Source organism: Conexibacter sp. W3-3-2, assembly GCF_009707605.1.
Classification (GTDB): Bacteria; Actinomycetota; Thermoleophilia; order Solirubrobacterales; family Solirubrobacteraceae; genus Paraconexibacter; species Paraconexibacter algicola.
On record NZ_WLYW01000001.1, the window covers coordinates 307761 to 333275 of the forward strand.

Sequence of the window (25515 nt, forward strand, 5' to 3'; positions counted from 1 at the left end):
CACCCCTGATCGCGTGACGGCGGCCGCCGGCGCGCCCGAGCGGTGCTTGGGTGCGCCCATGTGGTTCGCCATCCTCACCCCGGGCACGCACGAGTGCCGACCGATCGCGAAGCCCGGCGTGGCGACGCTCTACTGCTGGAACGACATCGCGCGGATCCGGATCGACGGCCCCGCGCACGACGTCGCCTCGGGCCTGCGGATGCTCCGCGCGTCGCTGCGCCGGCGCGGGCAGGCCGGGCACGACCCGCGCTGCTTCGTCTGCGGCTGCCCCTACCCGGTCCCCGACCCCGACGAGGTGCTCCGGGAGGCGGGGCCGCCCGACCCGGAGGGCCTCGCGATGCCCGCCGACGCCGCCGACCACCAGCCGCCCGAGCACGGGCCGGCCACGCTGCTGCTCGTCCACCTCGCCGACGACGTGCGTGACGTGCGGGACGAGGAGGCCCTCGTCGTCCTCGCGGGCACGCCGGTCGCGATGCTCGTGCCGCTCGACGCGCTCGACCACGTCGGCCCGCTGCTGTCCCAGACCGCCGCGACGCTCGAGCCCGCCCGCTGCGAGGCGTGCGACGCGGTCGCCCCCGGCGGGGCGCGTGCGGGCCGGCCCGGTCGCGCCGAGCGCCGGGCGGCCGCGCGCGCCGCGGCACGCGCGGACCGCCGCGGACACGCCCGCCGCGGGCGCGCGGCCTGAGCGGCGCGATCCCGTAGGGTCGCCGCGATGCTCGTCCTGCGCCGCGGCACCGTCCTGCACGCCGATCCCCCCGAGGGGACCCAGCAGGCGTTCACCGTCGAGATCGACGGCCGCGAACGGCGCGCCTTCGGGGACGTCGCGCTGCACGGCGAGACGGCCGCCGGCGACGACGTCGTCGTCAACACGCAGGCGGTCGACCTCGCGCTCGGCAGCGGCGGGGCGGACGTCCTGCACGTGAACCTCACGCGCGGGCTCGGCCGGTCCGGCGTGCCCGGCGCGCACGTGATGAAGCTGAACTACACGTCGCTGCAGCACGCCGTGCTCCCGGTCGAGGGGGAGGACCTGCACGTCCCGCTCGGCCGGCCCGCCGCGGTGTTCGGCCTGCACGGCCAGCTCGCGCCGATCGCCTGGGCGTTCTCCCGCACGGCCCCCGGCGGGCGCCTGGGCTACGTCCAGACCGCGGGCGGTGCGCTGCCGGGCGGGCACTCCCGCGTCGTCGCCCGGATGCTCGACGAGGGCCTGCTCGCCGGCCACCTCACCGCGGCGCCCGCGTTCGGCGGGCAGGGCGAGGCGATCACCACCGCCGGGGCGCTCCAGCACGGCCTGCACGACCTCGGCTGGGACGCCGCCGTCGTCGGTCCCGGCCCGGGCATCCTCGGCTCCGGCAGCGCGCTCGGCCACGGCGGCCTGATCGCGCTCGACAGCGCGCACACGGGATTGGCGCTCGGCTGCCGCGTCGTCCTCTGCGCGCGGATGAGCAGCGGGGACCCGCGGCCGCGCCACCAGGGGCTCAGCCACCACACCGCGACCGTCCTGCGGCTGCTGCTGGCGCCCGTCGAGGTCGCGCTGCCGGTGGGGCCCGCACGCACCCCGGATGCCGACGGCGTCCTGCCCGTGGCGCGCGTCACCGGCCTCGGCCACACGGTCACCGAGCTCGAGACGGACCTCGACGGCTACCGGGCGAGCGGCCTGCCGGCCCGCACGATGGGCCGCTCGATCGACGAGGACGCGCCGTTCTTCGCGGCGGCGCTCGCCTGTGGCGCCGCCCTGGCTGCGAGGATCACCCCGTGAGCGAGCGCGATTTCGAGCACGTCGGCGGCGAGCTGATCTACGAGGGCCGGATCATCTCGGTCCGCCGCGACCGGTTCCGCTACCCCGACGGGGGAGACCGTCGAGCGGGAGGTCATCACCCATCCCGGGGCCGTCGCGGTGCTGGCCGTCGACGACGACGTCGTCCACCTCGTGCGGCAGCCCCGCGAGGCGGTCGGCGACCCCGACGTCCTGGAGATCCCCGCCGGACGCCGCGACAAGGACGGCGAGCCGCCGCTGGAGTGCGCCAAGCGCGAGCTCGCCGAGGAGATCGGCAAGGCCGCCGACCACTGGGAGCACCTCAAGGACATGTACGCCGCCGTCGGCGTGCTCGGCGAGGTCGTCACGATCTACCGGGCCACCGGCCTGCGCGACGTGCCGTTCGAGGACTCCGGCGAGAACGAGCGGATCGAGCTCGTCGCCTGGCCGCTGGACGACCTCGACGGCGCGATCGCCGCCACGCGGGACTCGAAGACGCTCGTCGCGCTGCTCTGGCTGAAGGCCGAGCGCGCCGCCCACGCCTGACCGCGACCACCGGCGCCCGTACGGCGCGCTCACCCGAAGTCGGCGTCGAGCTGCTCGCGCAGCTCGAGCGCCACGCGCAGCTCCAGCGACCGCTCGCGCAGCGGCCGGCCGATCAGCTCCTCCGCCGCGCGCACCCGGTTGCTGACCGTGTTGGGGTGCACGCCGAGCCGGGCGGCGGTCGCACCACGGTGCTCGTGCTCCTGCAGGTGCACGCGCACCGTGGCGCGCAGCCGGGCGGGCTCGGCGCCCGCCGCCGCGAGCGGCCCGAGATGGCGGGCCACGAACCGCCGCGCCCGCGCCCGGTCGCCGCCGGCCAGCGCGACGAGCTCGACCGCCGCGAACGACACGACCCGGTCGCGTGGCGTGGCGCTGCCCATCGCGATCCCCGCGGCGGCCAGCGCGTCCTCGTGCGTGGCGCGGAAGCCCGGCAGGCCGGGGGCCGGGTCGCCGTGGGCGATCGACAGCTCCGGCGGGCAGGCCACCTCGAGCGCGTCGCGCAGCTCCGCGGGGTCGGGGTCGTCGCGCAGCGCGATCCACGCCCACGCCACGCCGCTGGCGGCGGCCACCACCAGCGGCGGGGCGGCACCGAGCGCGTCGGCGACCGCGCGGGACACCCCGGCGAAGATCGGCTGCGGGTCGGCGACGGCGGGCACCCCGTCGAGCACCGGGGCGTCGCGCCACAGCACGAGGCCGACGTGGCGGCGGCGGAACTCGTAGGCCGCCGTGCGGCTCAGCGCGTCGACGTCCACGGTGCGGCCGCTGAGCGCGGCGTCGACGGCCTCGCGCCGCACGCGCTCCGGCGTGCGCGCGAGCCGCTCGCGCTCGGCCTCGTACACGGCCGACAGCTGCCGCGTCAGGCCGGTGAACCACTGGAAGGTCAGCTGGTGGGCGCGGCGCATCGCGACCGCGAGCACCTCCGCGCGCAGGCCGAGCCCGGCGAGGCGCTCGTCCCACACGTCGGCGAACGCGCCGTGGGCGACCTGCCCGATCCGCAGGAGCGCCCCGATCGGGATGCCGTCGCGGGCCATCACGCCGATCTGGAACTGGACCTCGGGGGGCGGGGCGACCCGCTCCGGCGGTGCGCCGCGCCGCCACGCCCCGACGAGCAGCACGAGCGCGGCCCGCACCGACCGGCGCGTCTCCTCCGTGCTCAGCGGATCGCCGGAGACTTCCGGCACCTCGCGCAGCAGCGCCTCGACGAGCACCGCGGCGACCGCGTCGGCGTCGTCGAGCAGCTGGCCGGCGACGGCGACGAGCGCCCGGTCGGCGGCGGCCTGGGTGGCGAGCGGAACCGACGGACTCACAACGGACACCGTATCCGTTGTGACCGGATCACAGTGGTCGGGGCTCGCGGGTGGCGACGATCGAGCCGTGTCCCCGTCCGTCAGCTCCCGGTCCAGCGCCGTCGTCACCGGCGGTGCCAAGGGGCTGGGCGCAGAGATCGCCCGGCGGCTGGCCGCCCGGGGCCACCACGTCGTGATCGCCGACCTCGACGACGGCGCCGCCGCGACGCTCGCCGACGAGCTCGGCGGCCGCGCGGTGCGCCTCGACGTGGCGGACGCCGAGGCGTGTCTGGCGCTCGCCGAGGACCTCCCCGACCTCGGGGTCTGGGTCAACAACGCGGGCGTGCTCGCCGTCGGTCCCGCCTGGAGCACCGAGCACGAGCGTCGCCGGCTGCTCGTCGACGTGAACCTCCACGGCACGATGAACGGCACCACGGCCGCGCTGCGGCGCTTCCTGCCCGCCGGGACCGGCCACGTGCTGAACGTCGTCTCGACCGCCGGGATCACCCCGGCCCCGCACGAGACCGTGTACGGCGCCACCAAGCACGCCGCGCTCGCCTACTCGATCGGCACCGCCCTGGACCTCCGCATCACCGGGCACCGCGGCGTGCACGTCAGCGCGCTGTGCCCCGACGGCATGTGGACCCCGATGCTGCACGACCTCGCCCGCGACCCCGACGCCTGGCCGTCGTGGCAGGGCGGGATGATGCAGCCCGGTGACGTCGCCGACGTCGCCGTGCGGCTGCTCGACCGCCCGCGCATGGTGCGGGTGCACCCGCGCTGGCGCGGCGTGCTGCGCGTCGGCGCCGCGTTCCCGGGTGCCGCCGCCCACCTGCTTCCCGCGATCGTCGCCGACGCCCGGCGCCGCCAGCGCGCGTTCGCCGACCGCCACCCCCGCTGATCCCGACCCGGAGGACCACCATGGCCATCACCGTCGCCACCCCGACCCTCGACGCCGCCGGACTGCGGCCGATCTCCGAGCTCGACGAGGCCCGCGCCGTCTGGCCGCGCGGCCGCCGTCTCGCGGCGCTGCGCGAGGGGGCGGAGACCTTCAAGGCGCGGTTCAAGGCCCAGGGCGAGGTGCTCGGCGTGCGCAGCGTCGACCTCGTCGTCGCCCCGTACCCGACCGGGTTCGCGTTCCACAACGCGGTGCCACTGCCGGTGCCCTACATCTTCATCACCAACCGCATGGTCATCGTGCAGTACGAGGACTTCCACGGCGTGCCGCGCACGCTCGTGTGGGAGCCGACCGTCCCGGAGGGGTCGGCCAAGGCGCCGTTCTACCGGCAGACCCGGGCGCTCCTGGACCGCGTGCCGCGCGGCGACTGGCTGGCCGACAACGTCTTCGCCCGCTACCGCAACGACACCGACGGCGCCCTGCGCGCCTGCGGCCTTCGGGCCGAGGACGTCGACTACGTGAGCTTCGACCACCTGCACGTCCAGGACGCCCGGATGATCCTCGGGACCACCGCGCCGATCCCGGGGGAGACCGCGCCGCGCGCGCCGCTGTTCCCCAACGCGCTCGTGCTCGCCCAGGACCGCGAGATCGCGACGCTCGAGGACCTCCATCCGATGCAGTGGGCCTGGTATGTGCCCGGGGCGCTCGAGCACGCGCAGACCGAGCGGTTCGGCCGGCTGGAGGGCTCGGTCGAGCTCGGGATCGGGGTCGCGATCGTCTGGACGCCCGGCCACACCGACGGCAACCACTCGCTCGTCGTCAACACCCCCGACGGCGTCTGGGTCAGCTCCGAGAACGGCGTCTCGCTGGACAACTGGCAGCCCGACCGGTCTCGGATCCCGGGCGTGCGGCGCTACGCGGAGTTCTACGGCCGGGAGGTCGTGCCGAACGCCAACACGCTCGAGGACCCGCAGGACCAGTACGACTCGATGGTGCTCGAGAAGACGCTCGCCGACCCGTCGCCGCGCGACGAGCGCTGGCGGCAGGTGATCCCGTCCTCGGAGCTCACGAACGTGCGGCTGCAGTGGCCGATCCGCGCCACGTACCAGCACGGGGGCATGGACTACGGGACGATCGAGCCGCGGCGGTGAGCCGCGAGCTGCGCGTCGTCGGCGGCCTGCTGGGGCTGCTCGCCGCCGGGATCGCGCTCAGCACCCAGCTCGACGCGCCGGCGCGCGGCTGGCTGGTGCTCGCGGTCGTCGTCGCGGCGAACGTCGCGTTGCCGCTCGCGGCCCGGGCGGTCGGCCGGGACGACTGGGTGACCGTCTGGGCGGTCCTGCTGCCCGTCTCGGTGCTGCAGGTGCTGCCCGACTGGGTGCTCGCCGGGCTCGTCGGCACGCTCGAGTTCGACCCGATCGGCGGCCCGCGGCTCGGGGACACGATCACGCTCGCGATGGCGGGTCTGTGGGTCGTGCCGCTCGCCGTCGCGGTCATCGGGGCGGACGGCCGGCCGGGCCGGGCCGCCGGGCTCGCGCTCGGCATCTTCGCCGGGGCCGAGCTGCTGGCCCCGACGATCGGCATCTGGGAGCCCACCGGCCGCGCGAGCGAGGTCGCCGGGGTCGCGCTCTACGTGCTCCCGGCGGAGGCGGTCCTCGGCGCGGCGGCGGCGCTCGCGGTCGCCGCCGACCGCTCCGCGACGAGCACCGGGATCCGGCGGCTGGGGCGTCGCGCCGCGGTCGCCGGGCTGGTGAGCGCCGCCTACACGGGGTCCGCGGTGACCGCCTACTTCCTCATCGACGTGGCGTCGTTCACCGTCACGGTCTGACCGGCCCCTAGCGGGTCGCGCGGCCCGGAAGGCGGCCTGCACGGGATCGTGCGCGGCGCAGCGCGGCTTGCACCGGCGAGGACCGCGGCCGCCGAGGTGGAACCCCGGGACGTCATGGCTCTCGCTCCCGCCCCGCCCGTCGACCGTGCCCTCGAGCACCACGTCCTCGACTTCCTGGCCTACCTGGAGTTCGAGCGCGGCCTGTCGCGCAACACGCTGGAGGCGTACCGCAGCGACCTGCTGCAGCTCGGCGCCTACCTCGGCCGCATCGGCGTCGGGGTGCTGCAGGCCGAGCACCAGCACCTCTCCGGCTTCCTGCACGACCTCGCCACCGGCAGCGAGGGCCGCCCGCCCGTCGCGCCCGCGACGATCCAGCGCAAGGCCGCGTGCCTGCGCTCGTTCTACCGGCACCTGCGTCGCGAGAACCTCCTGCAGAGCGACCCCACCGCCGAGCTGCGCGCCCCGAAGAAGTCGCAGAAGCTGCCGCAGGTCCTCAGCCGCGACGAGATCACCCAGCTGCTCGCCGCGCCGCGCGGCAGCACCCCGGGCGCGCTGCGCGACCGCGCGCTGCTCGAGCTGATGTACGCGTGCGGCCTGCGCGCCAGCGAGGCGGTCGGCCTGGAGGTCCGCGACGTCGACCTCGACGCCGGGGTCCTGCGCGCCCGCGGCAAGGGCAACAAGGAGCGGCTCGTGCCGATCGGCCGCGAGGCGATCCACGCGACCCGCGCGTACCTGGCCCGCTCGCGCCCGGTGCTCGTGGGGCTCGGCGACGAGCCGCACCTGTTCGTCAACCAGCGCGGCACCGGCCTGACCCGGCAGGGCCTGTACAAGATCGTCCAGCGCCACGCGCGCGCCGCCGGCCTGCACGGCCGCATGAGCCCGCACACGCTGCGTCACACGTTCGCGACGCACCTGCTCGCCGGTGGCTGTGACCTGCGCGCCCTGCAGGAGATGCTCGGCCACGCGGACATCGCGACCACCCAGATCTACACGCACCTGTCGGCCGAGCGCCTGCGCGACGTGTACTTCCGCGCCCACCCGCGCGCCACCGCCGCGGCGCCCGCGGCACCGTCGGACCCGGTCACCTAGCGCATCCGTCCGCCGGTCCGGCAGAATCTGCCTGCCGATGTCCCGTCCGCTGCCGCTGTTCGCCGTCCTGGCGCTGCTCGCCGTGCCCGTCGCCGGGTGCGGCAACGAGCGCACGCCGGTCCCCGAGGTCGGGGCGCCGACGCAGCGCCTGGGGGACAACCCGATCTCCGACCCGCGCGCCGGGTTCTCGCTGGTGGCCCCCGCGGGCTGGACCGTCGCGGCCGGCGCCGCGCCCGTCGTCTCCACGATCTCCAGCGGCACCGCGATCGTCTCGATCCTGCGCTACCCGCGGACCGAGCCGCTGCCGAAGGACCGCGAGGCGCTCGACCGCGCCCTCAACGACCTGCTCGCCGCGGCCAAGGCGCGCGACGCCTCGTTCATGCCGATCAAGAGCGCCCGGGCGAAGCTCGACGGGCACCCGGCGCTGGAGATCCGCGCCACGCAGACGGTCGCCGGGGTGCCGCGCACCGTGCGGTCCGTGCACGCCTACGCGTTCGGGGCCGAGGTCGTCGTCGACATGATCGCCCCGAACGACAGCTTCCGGCAGGTGGACGCGACGTTCTTCCGGCCGCTGCTGCGCTCGATGAAGCTCCGCGCGCCGACCGCGTGACCGACCGGCACGCAGAGGCGCGGCGCGCGATCGTCGTCGTCATGGACGCGTGCGGGGCCGGGGCGACCGACGACGCGGACGCCTACGGGGACGCGGACGCCGACACGCTCGTGCACCTCGCCGAGGCGGTGGGCGGCCTGGAGCTGCCCGTGCTCGGGCGCCTCGGGCTCGGCAACGTCCGCTCCCTGCTCGGGGTGCCGCCCGCGCTGCGCCCCGGCGCGCTCCACGGGCGCCTGCACCCGGCGGGGCCCGGCAAGGACTCCACGACCGGGCACTGGGAGCTCTTCGGCGTCGTCGCCGACGCCCCGCTGCCCACCTACCCGGAGGGCTTCCCGCCGGCGGTGCTGGGGCGCATCGAGCTGGCGGCGGGCCGTCGCTGCTGCTGCAACGCCCCGTACGAGGGGATCGCGGCGATCCACGACTTCGGCGAGCACCACCGGGCGACCGGGGAGCTGATCCTCTACACGTCGGTCGACTCGGTGCTCCAGATCGCCGCCCACGTCGACGTCATCCCCGAGGCGGAGCTGTACGCGATCTGCGCGCGGGTGCGGGAGGTCATGCGCGACGAGCACGCGGTCGGCCGCGTCATCGCGCGCCCGTTCACGGGGGAGCCCGGCGGGTTCCGGCGCACCGAGGGGCGCCGCGACCTCGTCGTCCAGCCGCCCGGACCGAGCCACGTCGACCTGATCGCCGACCTCGGCCTGCCGACGCACGCGGTCGGCAAGGTCGCCGACCTCTTCGCGGGTCGCGGCTTCTCGGACACGCACCCGGGGGCGACGAACGCGGTCGCGCTCGAGCGGACGACCGCGCTGCTGCGCGACGTGCCCGCGGGCCTGATCGCGACGAACCTCGTCGAGACCGACCAGACCTACGGGCACCGCAAGGACGTCGCGGGCTTCGCGGCGGCGCTGCGGGCGATCGACGACGCGGTGGGGGAGTGGCTGGCGCTGCTGCGCCCCGGGGACCTGCTCGTCCTCACCGCCGACCACGGCTGCGACCCGACCACGCCGGGCACCGACCACACGCGCGAGCACGCCCCGCTGCTGGCGGTCTTCGCCGACCACGGCGGCCGCCGGCACGACGGCCCGCTGTCGGACGTGGGGGCGAGCGCGGCGGCCTGGCTGGGCGTCCCGACCGACCGGTCGGTCCCCGGCACGTCGTTCGTGACCCCCGTCGACCCGTCGGCCGCCTGAGCCGTCCGCGGAGGGTCCGTGCCGGAGCTGCCCGAGGTCGAGACCATCCGCCGCGGACTCGTGCCGTTCGTCGAGGGACGGACGCTCACGCGCCTGGAGATCCTCGATCCGCGCTGGTGCCTCCCGCGCGCCCCGGAGGAGGTCGTCGACGCGCTCGTCGGCCGCCGGATCGAGCGGCTGGGCCGCCGCGGCAAGTACCTGATCTGGACGTTCACCGACGAGATCCACCTGCTCGTGCACCTGCGCATGACCGGCACGTTCCTCGTCGACGCCGACGAGGACGAGCGCTACCAGCGGGTGCGCCTGCACCTCGACGACGGTCGCCTGCTGCGCTACTGCGACCCGCGCCGGTTCGGCACCGGCGAGCTCGCGCTCGGCGACGCCGGTCTCGCGGCGTTCCTGGCCCCGCGGCTCGGCGTCGAGCCGTTGGACGGCGAGCTCGACGGGACCCGCCTGCGCGCCGAGGCCCGCGGGCGGCGCGCCCCGGTCAAGCCGTTCCTGCTGGACCAGCGGCGCGTCGCGGGCGTCGGCAACATCTACGCGGACGAGGCGCTGCACCGGGCCGGCGTGCACCCGCTGCGGCCCGTCGACCGGATCACCCCGAAGCAGTGGGACGCGATCGCCGACGGGATCGTCGCGGCGCTCACCGCCGGACTCGAGGCGGGCGGCGCGACGATCGACGACTTCCGCAACGTCGAGGGCGTCTACGGCGGCTTCCAGCACGAGTTCCTCGTCCACCTCCGCAAGGGGGAGCCGTGCGACACGTGCGGCACGACGATCCGCAAGCTCGTCGTCGGCGGGCGCGGCACGTACGTGTGCGAGCGCTGCCAGCCGCGTCCGCGCGCCCGGCGCGCGTAGGATCCCGGCCATGAGAGAGCGGATCGCGATCGCCTTCCCCTTCATCCTGGCGGCCGCGCTGCCGCTCGTCGGGCTGATCCTCGCGCTCTTCCGCGCGACCGAGCGCCGCTTCCACGACGCCGTGCTGCTGACGCTGTGCGCGCTGCTCGGCGCGCTGATCTTCGCGATCCTGCTGGGCTGAGCGGGGCGCCGGGCGGCTCAGGCCTCGAGCAGCTCGTGCTCGAGGCGACCGTCGTCGTGCAGGCGCACGACGCGCGCCCCGGTGAGGCCCTCGCCGAAGCGCATCGCCTCGCCCTCGTGCGCGATCGCCTGCGCGGTCGACGGACCGCCGAGCAGGACCAGGTCGCCCGGGCCGGGGAGCGCGAACGCGTCGTGCAGGTGACCGCTGAGGACCGCGCGGACGTGCGGTCGCGCGGCGAGCGCGTCGAGGAGCGCGTCGGCGCCGTCGAGCTGGAACCACTCGTGGGTGCTGCGCGAGCGCGGCGGATGGTGGACGACGAGCACGGTCGGGCGGTCGTCGAGTGCGTCGAGGCGGTGCAGCAGGGCGGGCACGTCGAGCGTCCCGTGGATCTGCCCCGGGCGGGCGGTCCGCGCGCCGAGGACGCGCCAGGCGCCGACCTCGGCGGTGTCGGGACCGCCGAGCGCCACCGTCGGCGCGTCGTGGTTGCCGCCCACGGCGAGGACCGGGGCTCCCAGCGTGGCGAGCGCCTCGTCGACGCGCCGCACCGCGTCCGGGTGCTCGTCGTCGGTCACGTCGCCGCTGTGGACGACGAGGTCGGCGGACTCCCCGCGGGCGGTCCAGGCGGCCAGCACGGTCGCCAGCCGGGCGTCCGGGTCGCACGCCATGACCGGGCCACCCGGGGTGGCACCGAGGTGCGTGTCGGACAGGTGCAGGAGCGTGGCCACGGCCGCATCCTGCCCGATCGGGCGGTCAGGCGGCGGCGAGGAGCTGGTCGAGCTCGCCGGTCTTGTCGGCGCGCGCGGTCTCGTCGTAGCCGCCGACGACCGTGTCGCCGATGATGACCTGCGGGAAGCTCATCCGGCCGGTGCGCTCCACGAGGGCGGAGCGTCCCTCCGGGTCACGTGCCAGATTGATCTCCTCGTACTGCAGCCCGCGCTTGTCGAGCAGCCGCTTGACGCGGACGCAGTAGGGACACATGTCGGTCGTGTACACCGTGATCGAAGCCATGACTTCACAAAGTATAGCGGGTGGGTGCTGAGTGCCCGGTCCGGTCAAGACCGAGGCCGTCGTCCTGCGCTCGATGCGCTTCGGGGAGGCCGACCGCATCCTGCACCTCTACACGCCCGGTCGCGGACGGGTCGGGGCGATCGCCAAGGGCGTGCGGCGCGCCCGCAGCCGCTTCGGCGGCCGGCTCGAGCCGTTCGGCCGGGTCGACCTCGTCCTGCACGAGGGACGCAGCGACCTGCTCACCGTCACCGGTGCGCAGATCCTCGAGCCGCACCGCGTCCTGCGCGAGGACGGCCGCGCGCTCGACGCCGCCGGCCGTGCCTGCGACGCGGTCGCCCGCCTGTTCGAGCACGCCGAGCCACAGCCCGAGGTCTACCGCCTGCTCTGCCACGAGCTGACGATCCTCGACCGCGCCGCCGCGGCGCCCGAGAAGGCCGCGGCCGCCGGCTTCGACCACCACGCCAACCAGCTCGCCTTCCGGCTGAAGCTCCTCCATGCGGGCGGCTTCGCCCCCCAGCTGACCTCGTGCGCGCAGTGCGGCGAGGTCGACCACCTCTCCGGCTTCAGCGGCGCGGCGGGCGGTGTGGTCTGCTCGTCCTGCGAGGCGGGGGCGTTCCCGCTCGCCCAGGACGCCTACGGCTTCCTCGCCGACGCGCTCGCCGCCCCGCTCGCCCGCGCGCCGCAGGCCCCGACCCGCGCGCTCGCCCAGGCCGAGCGGGCCATCGGGGAGACCGTCGAGCACCACGCCGGCGTGCACCTGCGCTCGGCCCGTCCGGTCGCTCCATAGGATCCGGCGGTGACCAGCGACCAGCGCGTATGGGTCCACGACTTCGCGACCGGCTCGCGCGAGATGCGCGACCTGCTCGGCGGCAAGGGCGCGAACGTGGCCGAGATGACCCGGATCCTCGGGGCCGACCGGGTCCCCGGCGGCTTCACGATCACGACCGAGGCGTGCGTCGCCTACATGGAGTCGGGCGGGGCGACGCCCGCGGGGCTCGACGCCCAGGTCGCCGACGCCCTCGCCCGCCTGGAGGCGCAGTCCGGCCGCACGCTCGGCGACGCCGACGACCCGCTGCTCGTCTCGGTGCGCTCCGGCGCCCGCGAGTCGATGCCGGGCATGCTCGACACCGTCCTGAACCTCGGCCTGACCGACCGGTCGGTCGAGGGCCTCGCCGCCCGCACGGGCAACCCGCGCTTCGCCTGGGACTCCTACCGCCGCTTCGTGCAGATGTACGGCAACGTCGTCCACGGCGTCAGCGGCGAGCGGATCGAGCAGGAGATCCGGGCGCTGAAGGCGCGCCGCGGGGTCACCGAGGACACCGAGCTCGACGTCGACGACCTGCGCGAGCTCGTCACGACCTTCAAGGGCCTCTACCGCGAGGCGACCGGCGAGGACTTCCCGCAGGATCCGCAGGTGCAGCTCGACGGGGCGATCCGCGCCGTGTTCGACTCGTGGACCGGGGAGCGCGCGGTCACCTACCGGCGGCTCAACCGCATCCCCGACTCGTGGGGCACCGCGGTGAACGTGCAGCAGATGGTGTTCGGCAACAAGGGGGAGACCTCCGGGTCCGGCGTCGCGTTCTCCCGCGACGAGGTCGACGGATCCCCCGAGCCGTCCGGGGACTTCCTCCCCAACGCCCAGGGCGAGGACGTCGTCTCCGGCGTCCGCACGCCCCGCGACATCCGCGAGCTCGCCGACTGGCAGCCCGCGGTCCACGAGCAGCTCATGGACATCCTGCGCACGCTCGAGCGCCACTACGGCGACATGCAGGACACCGAGTTCACGGTCGAGGAGGGGCACCTCTACATGCTCCAGACCCGCAACGCCAAGCGGCCCGCGCAGGCCGCCGTGCGCTTCGCGGTGGACGCCGTCGCCGAGGGCCTGCTGGACCGTGGCGCGGCGATCGCGACGATCGACGCCGCCTCGCTCGACGCGCTCCTGCACCCGACGTTCGGGAACCTCGACTACACGGTGCTCGCCCGCGGGGTCGCGGCCTCCCCGGGCGCCGCGAAGGGCGAGATCGTGTTCACCGCCAAGGAGGCCGTGGCCGCCGCCGCCGAGGGCCGCGAGGTGGTGCTCGTGCGGCCCTTCACCGAGGCCGACGACGTCGCGGGCTTCCACGCCGCCCGCGGGATCCTCACCTCGGAGGGTGGCAAGGCCTCCCACGCGGCGCTCGTCGCCCGCGGCATGGGCCGGCCCGCGGTCACCGGGGCGGGCGACGTCGAGATCGACCTCGCGGCCGGGGAGATGCGCGTCGGCGACGTCGTCCTGCGCGCCGGCGACCGGATCGCGATCAACGGCACGACCGGCGGCATCACCACCGACGACGTCCCGCTCGTGGAGCCCGAGATCAGCGCCGAGTTCCTCACCGTGCTGGGCTGGTGCGACGAGCTCCGCACGCTCGGGGTGCGCACGAACGCCGACACCCCGCAGGACGCCGCCAAGGCGATCGAGTTCGGTGCCGAGGGCATCGGCCTGTGCCGCACCGAGCACATGTTCCTCGGCGACCGCCAGCCGCTGATGGCCGACGTGATCCTCGCCGCCGACGACGAGGCCCGCACCCGCGCGATCGACGCGCTGCGCCCGCTGCAGGAGGCCGACTTCGAGGAGATCCTCCGCACGATGGCCGGCCGTCCCGTCACCGTGCGGCTGCTCGACCCGCCACTGCACGAGTTCCTCCCGCACCCGCACGACCTGCCCGAGGGCTCGCCCGAGCGCGCACGGGTCGAGTCGCTGCAGGAGGCCAACCCGATGCTCGGCACGCGCGGCGTGCGGCTCGGCATCCTCATGCCCGCCCTGTACGAGATGCAGGTCCGCGCCCTGTTCACCGCCGCCGCGAAGGTCGACGGCGCGAACGTCGAGGTGATGGTCCCGCTCGTCGACTACGAGCGCGAGCTCGAGCTCGTCCGCGCGCTGATCGAGCGCGTCGCGCAGGAGACCGGCGTGCCGGACGGCGCGTACACGGTCGGCACGATGATCGAGCTGCCCCGCGCCTGCTTCCTCGCCGACGCGATCGCCCACTACGCCGACTTCTTCTCGTTCGGCACCAACGACCTCACGCAGACCGGCCTCGGGTTCAGCCGCGACGACATCGAGGCGCGCATCCTCGCGCGCTACATCGACGTCGGCATCCTCGACCGCTCGCCGTTCGAGACGATCGACTCCCCGGGCGTCGGGCAGATGCTCCGCATGGGCGCGTGGCTCGGCCGCAAGACGAAGCGGGACCTGAAGCTCGGCGTCTGCGGCGAGCACGGCGGCGACCCGGACTCGATCGACTTCTTCCACCACTCGGGGATCGACTACGTCTCCTGCTCGCCGTTCCGCGTGCCGATCGCGCGCGTCGCCGCCGCGCAGGCCGCGATCGGCGCGCCCGCCGGTGTCTGGGCCTGAGCCACACGCGGTCGCGCGGGTCGCGCGCGGCCTGCGCGCCGCGGCGCTCGCCGCGAAGGACCGCGAGGACGTCGGGCCGCTGCTGCTGGGCCTGCACCCGGCCAGCGACCGCTACTACGGGTCGGTGGCGGTGCCCGCCGCGGGCGTCGCGCCCGCCGACGTCGACGCCCGCGTGCTCTCACGGGCACGTGACGCGTTCGCCGCGCGCGGCCGGCGCCTGCGCGTCGAGCTCGTCGAGCAGGACGTGCCCGGCGTCGCCGACGCGCTCGTCGCGCTCGGGCTGGAGGTCGAGGCGCGCGTGCCGCTGCTCGTCTGCGCCCCGCAGGACCTCGTCGCCGTCGACCCGCCCGCCGGGATCGGGATCGAGCACATCCCCAGCTCCGCCGACGACGAGATCGTCCACGAGGCGCTGCAGGCCGGGCGGGCCGCGTTCGCCGGGGCGGTCGACGTGACCGACGACGAGGTCGCCCGGGTCGCGGAGATCGTCCTCGACGGCGGGCTCGTCGCGGCCCGCGACGCGTTCCACCGCGTCGTCGGCTCCGGGTTCGCGATGGTCCCGCAGGAGGGCGTCAGCGAGATCACCGCGATCGGGGTCGACGAGCGCGCCCGCGGACAGGGGCTCGGGACCGCGCTGACGTCCGCGATCACCGCCGCGGCGTTCGCGGCGGGCGTCGAGCTCGCGGTCCTCAGCCCCGGGGACGAGCGCGCCCACGGCATCTACGCCCGCGTCGGCTACCGCCCGCTCGCGGACATGGTCTTCCTCACGGATCCCGCGTAGCCCGCATCGCGCGGCACACGGATCCGTGCCGGGACCGTCACGGGCCACCGCCCCCGCCTGCGCCGCTGCGACAATCCGGACGTGGACCCGCACCTGCACCCCGGACCCGTCGGCGAGGACTTCCACGCGCGGCGCCGCGCGTGGGAGGAGGCGAACCTCTCGCCGCTCGCGGCGCGGTCGTGGCCGGCGCGCCGCGTCCACGAGGAGGACGACTGCGGCCTGCGCAGCCCGCTGCAGCGCGACCGCGACCGGATCGTGCACAGCAAGGCGTTCCGGCGGCTCAAGCACAAGACCCAGGTCTTCGTCGCGCCCGAGGGCGACCACTACCGCACGCGGCTCACGCACACCCTCGAGGTCACGCAGATCTCGCGGACGGTCGCGCGGGCGCTCGCCCTCAACGAGGACCTCACCGAGGCGATCGGCCTCGGCCACGACCTCGGGCATCCGCCGTTCGGGCACATCGGCGAGGACGTCCTGGACCGCTGCCTGCAGGACCGCTTCGGGCGCGCGTTCCGCCACTTCGAGCACTCGCTGCGCGTCGTCGACGTGCTCGAGCGCGACGGCCGCGGGCTCAACCTCACCGCCGACGTGCGCGACGGCATCCGCTGCCACTCGGGCCGCTCGCCGACCCCGGCGACGCTCGAGGGGCGGATCGTGCGGCTCGTCGACCGGATCGCCTACATCAACCACGACATCGACGACGCCGTCCGCGCCGGGGTGCTCGACGTCCGCCGCCTGCCGCAGGACGCGATCGCGGTCCTCGGCGAGACCGGGTCGGTCCGGATCGACCGGCTCGTCCACGACCTCGTCGAGCACAGCTCGCGGGCCGGGGACGTCGTGCAGGGCGAGGAGGCGGGGGAGGCCATGGCCGCGCTGCGCGCCTTCATGTTCGACGAGGTCTACCTCGGCGAGGTCGCCCGCCGCGAGCACGAGCGGATCGACCTCGTGCTGCGCACCCTCTTCCACCACTACGTCGGCCTGCCCGACGGTCCGCCCGACGGCGGCGGCGCCCCCGACGCGGACCTCGCGCAACGCGTCACCGACTACCTCGCCGGCATGACCGACCGCTACTGCATCCGCACGTTCGAGCAGCTCGCGGTCCCCGCGTCGCTGCCGCTCTAGGCTCCGACCTGCGCCGATGGCCCGCTACACCGCCGACAGCAAGGAGAAGGTCCGCGACGCGGTCGACATGCTCGACCTCGTCAGCACCCGCACCGAGCTGAAGAAGAGCGGCGGGTCGAGCTACATGGGCCGCTGCCCGTTCCACGAGGAGCGGTCCGGGTCGCTCAGCGTCGAGACCGCGAAGAAGGTCTACCACTGCTTCGGCTGCGGCGCCTCGGGTGACTGCTTCCGCTTCGTCGAGGAGCTCGAGGGGCTCGACTTCAAGGGCGCGATGGAGTGGCTGGCCGCCCGCTACAACGTCGAGCTGGAGCTCGAGGACGAGGACCCGGCGGCCGCCCGCCGCCGCCAGGAGCGCGAGCGGCTGCTCGAGCTGCTCGAGCGCACCGCGACGTTCTACAGCCGCTACCTCTGGGAGTCCAAGGAGGCGCGGCGCGCCCGCGAGTACCTCGCCGAGCGCGGCCTCGGCGAGGAGGTCCTGCGCACCTACCGCGTCGGCTACTCGCCCAAGGCCTGGGACACCGTGCTGATGGCCTCGCGCAAGGCGGGCTTCTCCAACCGCGAGTGCTACGACGCGGGCCTGGCCAAGCGCGCGCAGGGGGAGGGTCGCATCTACGACGCCTTCCGGGGCCGCGTCATGTTCCCGCTGTGCGACCGGCGCGGGCGCGTCCTGGGCTTCGGCGCGCGGACGCTGTCCTCGCAGGACGGCCCGAAGTACCTGAACTCCAACGACAACGCCGTCTTCCACAAGGGCCAGCACCTCTACGGCGCGGACCTCGCCCGCAGCGCCGCGGCCCGCGCCGGCGAGGTGATCCTCTGCGAGGGCTACACCGACGTCCTCGCCCTGCACCAGGCGGGCCTGACGAACACGGTCGGGCAGATGGGCACCGCGCTCACGCCCGACCAGGTCGGCGAGCTGTCGCGGCTGGCGCCCACGGTGCACATGGCCCTGGACGCCGACGAGGCGGGCCAGAACGCGATGCTGAAGGCCGCGACCGTCGCGCGCGGGCGCGGCGTCACGCTGCGCGTCGTGCAGCTGCCCGGCGGCCAGGACCCCGCCGACGTCGTCGCCGCCTCCGCGCAGGACATGCGCGACCGGGTCGCCGCGTCGCTGCCGTTCGTCGCGTTCCGCGTGCGCCGCGCGCTCGACGGTGGCGACCTCTCCGACGCCGAGGGCAAGGACGCGGTGATCGACGAGCTGCGCCCCGTCTTCGCCGAGCTGCCACCCGGCGTGCTGCGCGAGGAGCTGCTGCAGACCGTCGCCGAGCGCCTCGACGTCAAGCCGTCCCTGGTCAGCGGCTGGCTCGCCGCTCCCGCGCCTGCGCCCGCGTCGGCCGGTCGACCGGGCCGTCCCGCCCCGCGGCCCGAGCCTGCCGCGCCGGCGTTCGGCGACCCCGGCCCGCCCGCCGGTCCCGCGGGGCGCGGCGCGCCGGGACCCGCGCGGGGCCGCGGTCCGGTCCGCGCCGGGCTCGACGCGGCGGTGCAGTCCGAGCGCGCGTTCCTCGCCGCGGTCGTCGCCCTGCCGCAGTCCGGCACGACCGAGCTCGAGCGCCTGGACCTCGACGTGGCGTTCACCAGCCCGCTGCACCGCCGGGCGGCGCAGCACCTGCTCGCGCACCCGGGCGAGCCGACGACGGGCATCGACCCCGAGGACCAAGAGCTCGCCGCCCTCGCCGCGGAGCTCGCCGTCCGCGCGGGCGAGCTCGGCGCCTCCGGCGCGATCCTCGAGGCCGAGGCGCGCAAGGTCGAGCTCGCGATGGTCGACCGGCTGATCGCCCAGAGCCGCGCCCGCGGCACCGGCGGCGTCGCCGACCTCGCCCGCCGCCGCCAGGAGCTCCAGGCGGCGCAGCACCGCGCGCTCGAGCGCGCGATGGCGGAGACCGCCAAGCCCGACTGACCCCGCGCGATCCGTCCGTGAGGCGAACTAGTGTTCGTGTTCGCATGCGGCGCTCGGACGGTATCGATGCAGGGCGGTTGTCGGAGCTGGTCGCCGCGGACCACACCGTTGCGGAGATCGCCGAGCAGTTGGGGCGCAGCGAGGCGACGGTGCGCCACTGGCTGCGGCGCCACGATCTGGCGATCACCGACGCAGCGCGAACCAAGCGCCGACGCCTCCCGCGCTTCTCCGCGGTCTGCGCCACGCACGGCACGGCCCAGCACGTCCGTCGACCCGACGGGGTTGCGGTCTGTCTGCAGTGCCGGGCGGCCGCCGTTCGCGACTGGCGCCGTCGCGCAAAGGCACGGCTGGTCGCCGAGATGGGGGGTCGGTGTCGGTGCTGCGGATTCGACGCCTTCGATGCCGCGCTGCACTTCCACCATCTCGATCCCGGCACGAAGCGTTTCGCCATCGGCGCGCGGGGATTGACGCGCTCGTACGAGCGTCTCCGGGAAGAGGCGGCGAAGTGCGTGCTGCTCTGTGCCAACTGCCACGCCGGCGTGGAGGCGGGGGGAGGTCGAACTGCCTCCGTCGGTCCTCCTCGATAAGCTTTCCGACGAGCCGAACCTTCGGGGGTAATTCAATCGGCAGAATGCTCGGCTGTTAACCGAGTCGTTGTGGGTTCGAGTCCCACCCCCGAGCTCTCGACGGCGCCCATGATGGGCGCCGTCCCTCGTTGGAACGGCCAGGTACCTCCGGGTCCTCCGCTACCGTCCCGCCATGAGGTTCGCGCAGAAGGGACGGGAGGGAACCCGTCAGGTCCTGTCGGTCGCCGCCGCCGCGGTGGCATCACTCGTGCTGGCGCCGAGCGCCCACGCGGCGCTGGGGGTCTCCTCGCCGACGGTGACCGAGGGCACCGGCCCGACGGCCGGCGCCACGCTGAGCTTCACGCTCACCGACTCCGGCCTGTCCTGCGGCGGCACCGCGTACGTCACGACGCGCGCGGGCACCGCGACGGCGACCGCCGACTACGTGCCGCGCACGGCGTTCGCGGTCGACATCCCGACCGGGCTGCTCGGCTTCGGCTGCAGCACGACCGTGACCGTGGCGGTCGTCGGCGACGCGCTCGACGAGAACGACGAGACGGTCATCCTCGACGCGGCCGGCACGCCCACGGGCGCCGCCGAGGCGTCGGGCACCGGCACGATCGTGGACGACGACGCGGCGCCGAGCGTCACGCTCGCGCCCGGCGCGGCGCCGGAGGGCACCGGGACCGCCGGGTTCGTGCCGCTCGTCGCGTCGCTCAGCGCCCCCAGCGGCAAGGCGGTCACCGTCCCGTACACCGTCGCCCCGGGCACCGCGACCGCGCCGGAGGACATCGACGCGACGGCCGGGCAGCTCGTCATCCCCGCCGGGGCGGCCAGCGGCGAGGTCCGCGTCCCGACCGTCGGCGACGACGTGGACGAGCCGGACGAGCAGTTCACCGTCACGCTCGGCACCCCGCTGGCGGGCACTGCGACGCTCAGCACCGGGATCACCGCGACCGGCACCGTCGTCAACGACGACGCGCCCGTCGTGAGCATCACGGGCGTCAGCGGCCGCGAGGGCACCGCCGCGACGCCGACGCCGTTCACCTTCACCGTCGCGCTGTCGAAGGCCGGCCGCGTACCGGTCACGGTGCGCGTCCTCACCGGGGACGTGCAGGCCAAGGCGCCGGGCGACTACGCGCCGATCGACACGACGCTGACGTTCGCCGTCGGCGAGACGTCGAAGACCGTCACCGTGGGCGTCGTCGCCGACGCCGTCCGCGAGCCGGACGAGGCGTTCGCGATCGCGCTGGCCGAGCCCGTCGGCGCGACGATCGGGACCGCGATCGCGCTCGGCGCGATCATCGACGACGACGCCGCCGGCACGGGAACCGGGACCGGGACGGGAACGGGTACGGGCACCGGCACCGGGACGGGCGGCAACACCGGGACCGGCGGCGGCACCGGCGGGACGGTGACGATCCCGGGCGGGAGCGTCGACGCGACCCAGCCGGTCGTGCGCCTGGCGAGCCTCGCCTACCGGCGCAGCGGCGCGAAGGTCCGCCTGACCGTCACCTGCCCGGCGACCGAGATCCGCTGCACGGGGACGGTCAACGTGTTCAACGTCGTCGTCCCGAAGGCGAAGACGAAGGCGCTGCGCCGCGAGGTGCGCCTGGCCCGAGGGACCTTCGCGCTCGCCGGCGGGGCCAGCACCACGCTGACGCTGTCGACGACCGCCAAGGGCCGGGCGCTGCTCACGGCCGCCCGCTCGTTCCGGGCGCGGGCGTTCGCGGTCGCGCGCGACGCCGCGGGGAACACTGGCATCGCGACGAAGACCGCGACCTTCAGGCGCTGAGCACCGGGCGACCGGTCGCCGCGAGCTCCTCCACGAGCGTCGCGGCGCGGTCGCCCGCGTCGTGCGCGGCCGCCCAGGCCGCGAGATCGGCGGCCCGGGTCGCGAGGCGCCGGTCGCCGAGCGCCCGGCCGGTCGCGAGCCGCAGCGCGCGCGGGCCGACCGCCAGCCGCGGGACGCGGACGCCGCAGCCGGCCCAGTCGATGCGGGCCGCGTTCTCGTTCATGTCCCCGGCCGCCGGGGCGGCGACCACCACGGCGCCGCTGGTGAGCGCCCGCACGACCGTGCCGTGGCCGCCGTGGCAGACGACGACGTCGCAGCGCGGCATCGTGCGCGCGTAGGACACCCACTCGACGAGCGTCGCGTTGCGCGGGACCTCCACGGGCGGGTCGGGCACGCGCCGGTTCCAGGTGGCGAGCACGCGCACCGGCAGCTCCGCGAGCCCGGCGAGCGCCGCGCGCAGGAGCCGGTGGTCGCGGTCCTGGGAGGTCGACGGCGCGACGAGCACGAGCGGCGCGTCCCCGGGCGGGAGCGGGTCCTGCGCGGTGGGCGGCTCCCACTGCAGCGGCCCGACGACGTGCGTGCCCGGCAGCCGCCGGGTGCGCGGGTACTCGAGCTGCGGGAACGTCCCGACGAGGCAGAGGTCCCGGCTGATGCCGCCGTGCACGTGGTCCAGGCGCCGCAGGCCGAGCAGCTCGCGCGTCTCGTTCAGCTCTCGCTGGCCCTGCAGCAGGCCGCGCGAGACGAGCCCGTCGACGCGGCCCCAGAGCGCCCGCCCCACCGGCGTGCGGGGGCGCCGGGCGCCGATCGAGTACGGCGGGAAGCCGGGATCGGGACGCGGGTCGACGTGCGGGACGAGCGTCGCGACCGGCACGCCGCTCAGCTCGCCCGCGAGCGCGGGCGCGAGCGTCAGGATGTCCGCGACGACGACGTCGGGCTCGACCTCCTGCACGAGCGGCAGCGTGTCGCGCGTCGCGCGCACGACCGCCTCGTAGGGCTTGAGGTGCCGGCCGAGCGTCGGGAAGACGTCGTACTCCGGCGCGGCGGAGAAGCCCAGGCCCTCCGCGCGGACGTGCGGCTCCCACCGCACCCAGGTCTGCACGACGACCTCGTGGCCGCGCGCGCGGAGCGCGCGGCCGAGCGCGATCACCGGGAAGGTGTGCCCCGGGTCCCCGAATGCTCCGAGCAGGACCCGCAAGCGCGCCTAGATCTCCGAGTGCAGCTGCGCGACCTCGCGGAGCTGCTGGATCCGGGCCTCCTTCGTCCACGCCATCGGCGTCATGCCGAGCGTGCCGACCCCGGCGTCCTTGTACGCGCGCAGGCGCTCCTTGACGTGGTCGCGGGGACCGCAGACGCTGACCGTGTCGATCAGGTCGTCCGGGATCGCCGCCATCGCCTCGTCCTTCTTGCCCTCCAGGTACAGGTCCTGGATCTCCTGGGCGGCGTCGTCGTAGCCGTAGCGGCGGACCATCTGGTTGTAGAAGTTCTTGTCGCGTGATCCCATGCCGCCGATGTAGAGGCCGAGGAAGGGGCGCATGAGGTTGCGCGCCTCCGTCATGTCGTCGCCGACGAACACCTGCACGGTCGGCGCGATCTCGACGTCGTCGATCGTCTTGCCGTTGCCGGCGCGGTCGACGCCGATCTGCAGCTCGTCCCGGATCACGGTGACGTGCTCGGGCGAGAACAGGGTGGGGATGACGCCGTCGGCGATCTCGGCCGCGAGCTGCGTGTTCTTCGGGCCGATCGCGGCGATGAAGATCGGGATCCGGTCCTGGACGGGCGCGATCGTGAGCTTCAGCGCCTTGCCGGGACCGTCGGGGAGCGGCAGGTCGATCGACTCGCCGTGGTACTCGACCCGCTCGCGGGCGAGCGCCATCCGCAGGACGTCGACGTACTCGCGGGTGCGGGCGAGCTGCTTGCCGAAGCGCACGCCGTGCCAACCCTCGGAGACCTGCGGGCCGGAGGTGCCGAGGCCGAGGATGAACCGCCCGTCGGAGAGCTGGTCGAGCGTCGCCGCGGTCATCGCGGTCATCGCGGCGGTGCGCCCGGGGATCTGGAAGATCGCGGAGCCGATGCGGATCTTCGAGGTCTGGCCGGCGATCCAGCCGAGGATCGTCGCGGCGTCGGAGCCGTAGGCCTCCGCGGTCCAGACGGAGTCGTAGCCGAGCTTCTCCGCCTCCTGGACGATCTCGAGCTGATCCTCGCGGGTGAGGCCGAGGCCCCAGTAGCCGATGTGGACTCCGAGCTTCATTGCAACGTTCCTTTCAGCGGGAAGGAGTTCCGTGGACGGTGCAGAGGGTCGTTGCTAGGTTGACCCCACGCCCTCGGGAGGGGCGAGATCCTATGTCACGACGTCACCGCTCGCCCATCGACGACCTTCGCACCGCGATCGACTGCCTGCCCGAGCGCACGCGCATCGCGATGCTCGAGGGCATCAACGCCAACGACATCATCGTCGGGGCGTACACCGACCGCGACGGGGGCGTCTGCCCGATGCTCGCCGCGCACCGCTGCGGCGGGCGCACGAACTTCATCTCGTTCGCGAAGGCGTGGGACCGCTTCGCCGCGTCCAAGCGGGCGCGCCGCGCCACGACGCGCGAGGTCGCGATCCTGCGCAGCCACCTCGAGGCGAGCCTGCTGGCCGACGACCGCGTGGACCTCGCCGGCGCGATCCGCGACCACCGCGACCTGCTCGCCACCCGGCCCGCCGAGCGCGCGGAGCAGGAGGCGACGCGTCGCCGCCAGCCCAACGCGCCGCGTCCCGGCGACGCGTACCGCGGCCGCGACACGAAGGGCCGCCACTGGCTGCGCCCGTTCCGTCGCCTCGACGAGTACGAGGCGGCCCTGGCCGCCGTCGAGGCCGAGCGCGACGCCCTGCTGGAGCGCCGCGCCCGGGAGCTCGAGACCGTCTAGACGGACACCTCGTCCACGCCCGGCAGGTCGCCGCCGCCGGGCTGGACGTACTGGATCTCCGGGACGACGCAGCCCGGGGAGGTCCGGATGAGGAAGCGGACGGACTCCGCGATGTCCTGCGTCGTGATCATCTTCTCGGCCGGCACGGCGCCCTTGACGAAGTCGGTCATCGGCGTGTCGACGAACGCGGGGCACAGGGCGGTGTTCTTGATCCCGTCCTTGGCGAGCTCCTTGTTCATCGCCTGGGTGAAGCCGACGACGCCGTGCTTGGTGGCCGAGTAGACGCTGAGCCACGGCTCGCCGACCTTGCCGGAGATCGACGAGGTGTTCACCACGAGCGCGTTGCGGTGCTCGGCGCCGGCGGCGCGCAGCAGCGGCACCGCCGCCCGGTAGAAGAGGAAGATCGACCGCAGGTTCAGGTCGAGCTGGAGGTCGACCTTCTTCGTGGTGAGCTCGCCGACGAACTCGCCGATGCCGACGCCCGCGTTGTTGACGAGCACGTCGAGGCGCCCGTAGGTGCGCTCGTGCAGCGCGACGACCGCGTCGATCGCCTCCTCGTCGCCGAGGTTGCCGGCGTACTCGACGACCCGGTGTCCGGCGGCGCGCAGCTCGTCGGCGGCCGCGGTCAGCTTGTCCGGTCGGCGGGCGGCGACGGTGAGCCCGTAGCCCTCCTGCCCGAGCATGTGGGCGATGGCGAGTCCGATGCCGCTGGAGGCCCCGGTGATGATCGCCGCGCGGTCAGCCATGTCAGTTCTCCCTCTCGTGAACGGTGCGGCGCGCAGTCAATCAGACGCCCGTAGGATGCCCGCGATGCGTTCCCCGTCCCGTCGCTCCGTCGTGTGCTGCGCCGCGCTCGCGGCGCTCGCGGCGGGGGCCGCCGCCTGCGGCTCGCAGGACGAGGAGGAGACGACGCCCGCGGCGCTCGCGATGCCGACGGCCAAGGCGCAGGACTTCCCGTCGACGACGGGCCGCTCGCTCGCGGACCTGCAGTCGATGATCCCGGAGGGCCCGGTGCTCTCGCCGACCGTGTCGCTCGTCGAGCGGGGCACGAGCCGGGTGGGCTTCGGCCTCTTCGACACCGCCCGCAAGCAGCTTGGCGGCGCGCCCGTCGCGCTCTACCTGTCGCGCACCGACGGGTCGTCGCTGCGCGGGCCGTTCCCGGCGCGCAGCGAGTCGCTGACGGTGAAGCCGCAGTTTCGCAGCCGCCAGACCGCGCAGGACCCGGACGCCGCCAACCACGTGTACGTCGCGGACCTCGCGTTCCCGTCACGCGGCAGCTGGGCGGTGACCGCCGTCGCGCGGCTCGACGGCCGGCTCGTGCGGACCTCCCCGACGGCGATGCGCATCGGCCGGACCGGCAGCGGGCCGCCGCAGGTCGGTGACCGCGCCCCGCGCGTGCACACGCCGACGTTCGAGGACGTCGCGGGCGATCTCGAGTCGATCGACACGCGCGTGCCGCCGCTGCGCTCGCTGCACGACACCGACCTGGCCGACGTGCTCGGCAAGGAGCCGGTCGTGCTGGTGTTCGCCACGCCGCAGCTGTGCCAGAGCCGCGTCTGCGGCCCGGTCGTCGACGTCGCCGCGCAGGTGCAGCAGCGCGCGGGGGACGACGTGCGGTTCGTGCACATGGAGATCTACCGCGACAACGACCTCTCCAAGGGCTTCCGCCCGCAGGTCGCCGCCTACCGGCTGCCGACCGAGCCGTGGACGTTCGTCATCGACCGGCGCGGGATCGTCCGCGAGCGGTTCGAGGGCGCGTTCTCGGTCGCCGAGCTGGAGCGGGCCGTCGAGCGCGTCCGCTGAGCGCGCCCGACG

At 75.0% G+C, this 25515-nt stretch carries 26 protein-coding genes and 1 tRNA gene; 21 read left to right on the forward strand and 6 right to left on the reverse strand.

What is annotated here, in order from left to right; genetic code table 11:
* The first annotated feature begins 58 nt into the window (after window positions 1-58).
* The 3 genes from GKE82_RS01510 (at window position 59) to GKE82_RS01520 (ending at window position 2299) form a co-directional block, all read left to right on the forward strand.
* Window positions 59-685 carry a hypothetical protein gene (locus GKE82_RS01510; RefSeq protein WP_154732112.1) on the forward strand — a complete coding sequence of 209 codons (627 nt, stop codon included), beginning with the start codon at window positions 59-61 and terminating at the stop codon, window positions 683-685.
* A gap of 27 nt (window positions 686-712) precedes the next feature.
* The gene (locus tag GKE82_RS01515; RefSeq protein ID WP_154732113.1) at window positions 713-1756 is read left to right on the forward strand and encodes a DUF3866 family protein; all 1044 of its coding nucleotides are present in this window, start codon (window positions 713-715) and stop codon (window positions 1754-1756) included.
* A gap of 138 nt (window positions 1757-1894) precedes the next feature.
* Window positions 1895-2299 carry an NUDIX hydrolase gene (locus GKE82_RS01520; RefSeq protein ID WP_309233326.1) on the forward strand — a complete coding sequence of 135 codons (405 nt, stop codon included), beginning with the start codon at window positions 1895-1897 and terminating at the stop codon, window positions 2297-2299.
* Window positions 2300-2328: 29 nt separating this feature from the next.
* Here GKE82_RS01520 and GKE82_RS01525 read toward each other — a convergent pair whose 3' ends face one another.
* Complete coding sequence (locus GKE82_RS01525; RefSeq protein ID WP_154732114.1) at window positions 2329-3603, reverse strand: CdaR family transcriptional regulator; 1275 nt, start codon at window positions 3601-3603, stop codon at window positions 2329-2331.
* Window positions 3604-3670: 67 nt separating this feature from the next.
* On the opposite strand from GKE82_RS01525, the gene GKE82_RS27705 reads away from it, so the two are divergent.
* The 8 genes from GKE82_RS27705 (at window position 3671) to GKE82_RS01565 (ending at window position 10236) form a co-directional block, all read left to right on the forward strand.
* Entirely contained in the window at window positions 3671-4483 is an 813-nt protein-coding gene (locus tag GKE82_RS27705) for an SDR family oxidoreductase (protein ID WP_309233327.1), read from the forward strand.
* Window positions 4484-4503: 20 nt separating this feature from the next.
* The gene (locus GKE82_RS01535) at window positions 4504-5631 is read left to right on the forward strand and encodes a hypothetical protein (RefSeq protein WP_154732115.1); all 1128 of its coding nucleotides are present in this window, start codon (window positions 4504-4506) and stop codon (window positions 5629-5631) included.
* A complete protein-coding gene (locus GKE82_RS01540; RefSeq protein WP_154732116.1) occupies window positions 5628-6305 on the forward strand; it encodes a DUF6989 domain-containing protein in 678 nt (225 codons plus the stop codon). The genes GKE82_RS01535 and GKE82_RS01540 overlap by 4 nt, the downstream gene beginning before the upstream one ends.
* 114 nt (window positions 6306-6419) lie before the next feature.
* The gene (gene xerD / locus GKE82_RS01545; protein WP_107570891.1) at window positions 6420-7394 is read left to right on the forward strand and encodes a site-specific tyrosine recombinase XerD; all 975 of its coding nucleotides are present in this window, start codon (window positions 6420-6422) and stop codon (window positions 7392-7394) included.
* Window positions 7395-7431: 37 nt separating this feature from the next.
* Window positions 7432-8004: a hypothetical protein gene (locus GKE82_RS01550; RefSeq protein WP_107570892.1), complete on the forward strand. Its 573-nt coding sequence runs from the start codon at window positions 7432-7434 to the stop codon at window positions 8002-8004.
* Window positions 8001-9197, forward strand: a complete 1197-nt coding sequence (locus GKE82_RS01555) for a phosphopentomutase (protein WP_309233329.1) — start codon at window positions 8001-8003, stop codon at window positions 9195-9197. The genes GKE82_RS01550 and GKE82_RS01555 overlap by 4 nt, the downstream gene beginning before the upstream one ends.
* Window positions 9198-9215: 18 nt before the next feature.
* On the forward strand, window positions 9216-10055 hold the full coding sequence (mutM, locus tag GKE82_RS01560; protein ID WP_154732117.1) for a bifunctional DNA-formamidopyrimidine glycosylase/DNA-(apurinic or apyrimidinic site) lyase: 840 nt from the start codon (window positions 9216-9218) through the stop codon (window positions 10053-10055).
* A 10-nt stretch (window positions 10056-10065) separates the two neighbouring features.
* On the forward strand, window positions 10066-10236 hold the full coding sequence (locus GKE82_RS01565) for a hypothetical protein (RefSeq protein WP_154732118.1): 171 nt from the start codon (window positions 10066-10068) through the stop codon (window positions 10234-10236).
* A gap of 17 nt (window positions 10237-10253) precedes the next feature.
* Here GKE82_RS01565 and GKE82_RS01570 read toward each other — a convergent pair whose 3' ends face one another.
* Together GKE82_RS01570 and grxC are read right to left on the reverse strand one after the other, a co-directional pair.
* Entirely contained in the window at window positions 10254-10961 is a 708-nt protein-coding gene (locus tag GKE82_RS01570) for a metallophosphoesterase (protein ID WP_154732119.1), read from the reverse strand.
* 25 nt (window positions 10962-10986) lie between these two features.
* A complete protein-coding gene (grxC, locus tag GKE82_RS01575; RefSeq protein WP_107570895.1) occupies window positions 10987-11244 on the reverse strand; it encodes a glutaredoxin 3 in 258 nt (85 codons plus the stop codon).
* 31 nt (window positions 11245-11275) lie between these two features.
* Here grxC and recO point away from each other — a divergent pair, with 31 nt between their 5' ends.
* The 8 genes from recO (at window position 11276) to GKE82_RS01615 (ending at window position 20790) form a co-directional block, all read left to right on the forward strand.
* Complete coding sequence (gene recO, locus GKE82_RS01580; RefSeq protein ID WP_154732120.1) at window positions 11276-12031, forward strand: DNA repair protein RecO; 756 nt, start codon at window positions 11276-11278, stop codon at window positions 12029-12031.
* A gap of 9 nt (window positions 12032-12040) precedes the next feature.
* On the forward strand, window positions 12041-14635 hold the full coding sequence (ppdK, locus tag GKE82_RS01585) for a pyruvate, phosphate dikinase (protein WP_309233330.1): 2595 nt from the start codon (window positions 12041-12043) through the stop codon (window positions 14633-14635).
* Entirely contained in the window at window positions 14622-15413 is a 792-nt protein-coding gene (locus GKE82_RS30495) for a GNAT family N-acetyltransferase (RefSeq protein ID WP_154732121.1), read from the forward strand. The genes ppdK and GKE82_RS30495 overlap by 14 nt, the downstream gene beginning before the upstream one ends.
* An 81-nt stretch (window positions 15414-15494) precedes the next feature.
* Window positions 15495-16535 carry a deoxyguanosinetriphosphate triphosphohydrolase gene (locus GKE82_RS01595; RefSeq protein WP_309233331.1) on the forward strand — a complete coding sequence of 347 codons (1041 nt, stop codon included), beginning with the start codon at window positions 15495-15497 and terminating at the stop codon, window positions 16533-16535.
* 16 nt (window positions 16536-16551) lie between these two features.
* A complete protein-coding gene (gene dnaG, locus GKE82_RS01600) occupies window positions 16552-18429 on the forward strand; it encodes a DNA primase (RefSeq protein WP_154732122.1) in 1878 nt (625 codons plus the stop codon).
* A 44-nt stretch (window positions 18430-18473) separates the two neighbouring features.
* Window positions 18474-19016: a helix-turn-helix domain-containing protein gene (locus tag GKE82_RS01605; RefSeq protein ID WP_154732123.1), complete on the forward strand. Its 543-nt coding sequence runs from the start codon at window positions 18474-18476 to the stop codon at window positions 19014-19016.
* Window positions 19017-19037: 21 nt separating this feature from the next.
* Window positions 19038-19109, forward strand: a tRNA-Asn gene (locus GKE82_RS01610).
* A 79-nt stretch (window positions 19110-19188) separates the two neighbouring features.
* Window positions 19189-20790: a Calx-beta domain-containing protein gene (locus GKE82_RS01615; protein ID WP_154732124.1), complete on the forward strand. Its 1602-nt coding sequence runs from the start codon at window positions 19189-19191 to the stop codon at window positions 20788-20790.
* Here GKE82_RS01615 and GKE82_RS01620 read toward each other — a convergent pair.
* Both GKE82_RS01620 and GKE82_RS01625 read right to left on the reverse strand, forming a co-directional pair.
* Window positions 20780-21985 carry a glycosyltransferase gene (locus GKE82_RS01620; RefSeq protein WP_196189014.1) on the reverse strand — a complete coding sequence of 402 codons (1206 nt, stop codon included), beginning with the start codon at window positions 21983-21985 and terminating at the stop codon, window positions 20780-20782. The genes GKE82_RS01615 and GKE82_RS01620 overlap by 11 nt on opposite strands.
* A 6-nt stretch (window positions 21986-21991) precedes the next feature.
* On the reverse strand, window positions 21992-23038 hold the full coding sequence (locus GKE82_RS01625; RefSeq protein ID WP_107570901.1) for an LLM class F420-dependent oxidoreductase: 1047 nt from the start codon (window positions 23036-23038) through the stop codon (window positions 21992-21994).
* Window positions 23039-23130: 92 nt separating this feature from the next.
* On the opposite strand from GKE82_RS01625, the gene GKE82_RS01630 reads away from it, so the two are divergent.
* Window positions 23131-23700, forward strand: coding sequence for a hypothetical protein (locus GKE82_RS01630; protein WP_107570902.1), 570 nt, complete (start codon window positions 23131-23133; stop codon window positions 23698-23700).
* On the opposite strand, the gene GKE82_RS01635 is transcribed toward GKE82_RS01630, so the two are convergent.
* The gene (locus GKE82_RS01635) at window positions 23697-24446 is read right to left on the reverse strand and encodes an SDR family NAD(P)-dependent oxidoreductase (protein WP_107570903.1); all 750 of its coding nucleotides are present in this window, start codon (window positions 24444-24446) and stop codon (window positions 23697-23699) included. The two genes, GKE82_RS01630 and GKE82_RS01635, sit on opposite strands and share 4 nt — an antisense overlap.
* Before the next feature lie 64 nt (window positions 24447-24510).
* Between GKE82_RS01635 and GKE82_RS01640 the strand changes: the two genes are divergently transcribed.
* Complete coding sequence (locus tag GKE82_RS01640; RefSeq protein ID WP_154732125.1) at window positions 24511-25503, forward strand: peroxiredoxin; 993 nt, start codon at window positions 24511-24513, stop codon at window positions 25501-25503.
* The last annotated feature ends 12 nt before the right edge of the window (window positions 25504-25515 follow it).

Bases quoted from the DNA above. Each gene is read 5' to 3' on its own strand.
- GKE82_RS01510 (WP_154732112.1), top strand. From the start codon at position 59: ATGTGGTTCGCCATCCTCACCCCGGGCACGCACGAGTGCCGACCGATC.
- GKE82_RS01515 (WP_154732113.1), top strand. From the start codon at position 713: ATGCTCGTCCTGCGCCGCGGCACCGTCCTGCACGCCGATCCCCCCGAG.
- GKE82_RS01535 (WP_154732115.1), top strand. From the start codon at position 4,504: ATGGCCATCACCGTCGCCACCCCGACCCTCGACGCCGCCGGACTGCGG.
- xerD (WP_107570891.1), top strand. From the start codon at position 6,420: ATGGCTCTCGCTCCCGCCCCGCCCGTCGACCGTGCCCTCGAGCACCAC.
- GKE82_RS01550 (WP_107570892.1), top strand. From the start codon at position 7,432: ATGTCCCGTCCGCTGCCGCTGTTCGCCGTCCTGGCGCTGCTCGCCGTG.
- GKE82_RS01565 (WP_154732118.1), top strand. From the start codon at position 10,066: ATGAGAGAGCGGATCGCGATCGCCTTCCCCTTCATCCTGGCGGCCGCG.
- grxC (WP_107570895.1), bottom strand. From the start codon at position 11,244: ATGGCTTCGATCACGGTGTACACGACCGACATGTGTCCCTACTGCGTC.
- dnaG (WP_154732122.1), top strand. From the start codon at position 16,552: ATGGCCCGCTACACCGCCGACAGCAAGGAGAAGGTCCGCGACGCGGTC.
- GKE82_RS01605 (WP_154732123.1), top strand. From the start codon at position 18,474: ATGCGGCGCTCGGACGGTATCGATGCAGGGCGGTTGTCGGAGCTGGTC.
- GKE82_RS01615 (WP_154732124.1), top strand. From the start codon at position 19,189: ATGAGGTTCGCGCAGAAGGGACGGGAGGGAACCCGTCAGGTCCTGTCG.
- GKE82_RS01625 (WP_107570901.1), bottom strand. From the start codon at position 23,038: ATGAAGCTCGGAGTCCACATCGGCTACTGGGGCCTCGGCCTCACCCGC.
- GKE82_RS01630 (WP_107570902.1), top strand. From the start codon at position 23,131: ATGTCACGACGTCACCGCTCGCCCATCGACGACCTTCGCACCGCGATC.
- GKE82_RS01635 (WP_107570903.1), bottom strand. From the start codon at position 24,446: ATGGCTGACCGCGCGGCGATCATCACCGGGGCCTCCAGCGGCATCGGA.
- GKE82_RS01640 (WP_154732125.1), top strand. From the start codon at position 24,511: ATGCGTTCCCCGTCCCGTCGCTCCGTCGTGTGCTGCGCCGCGCTCGCG.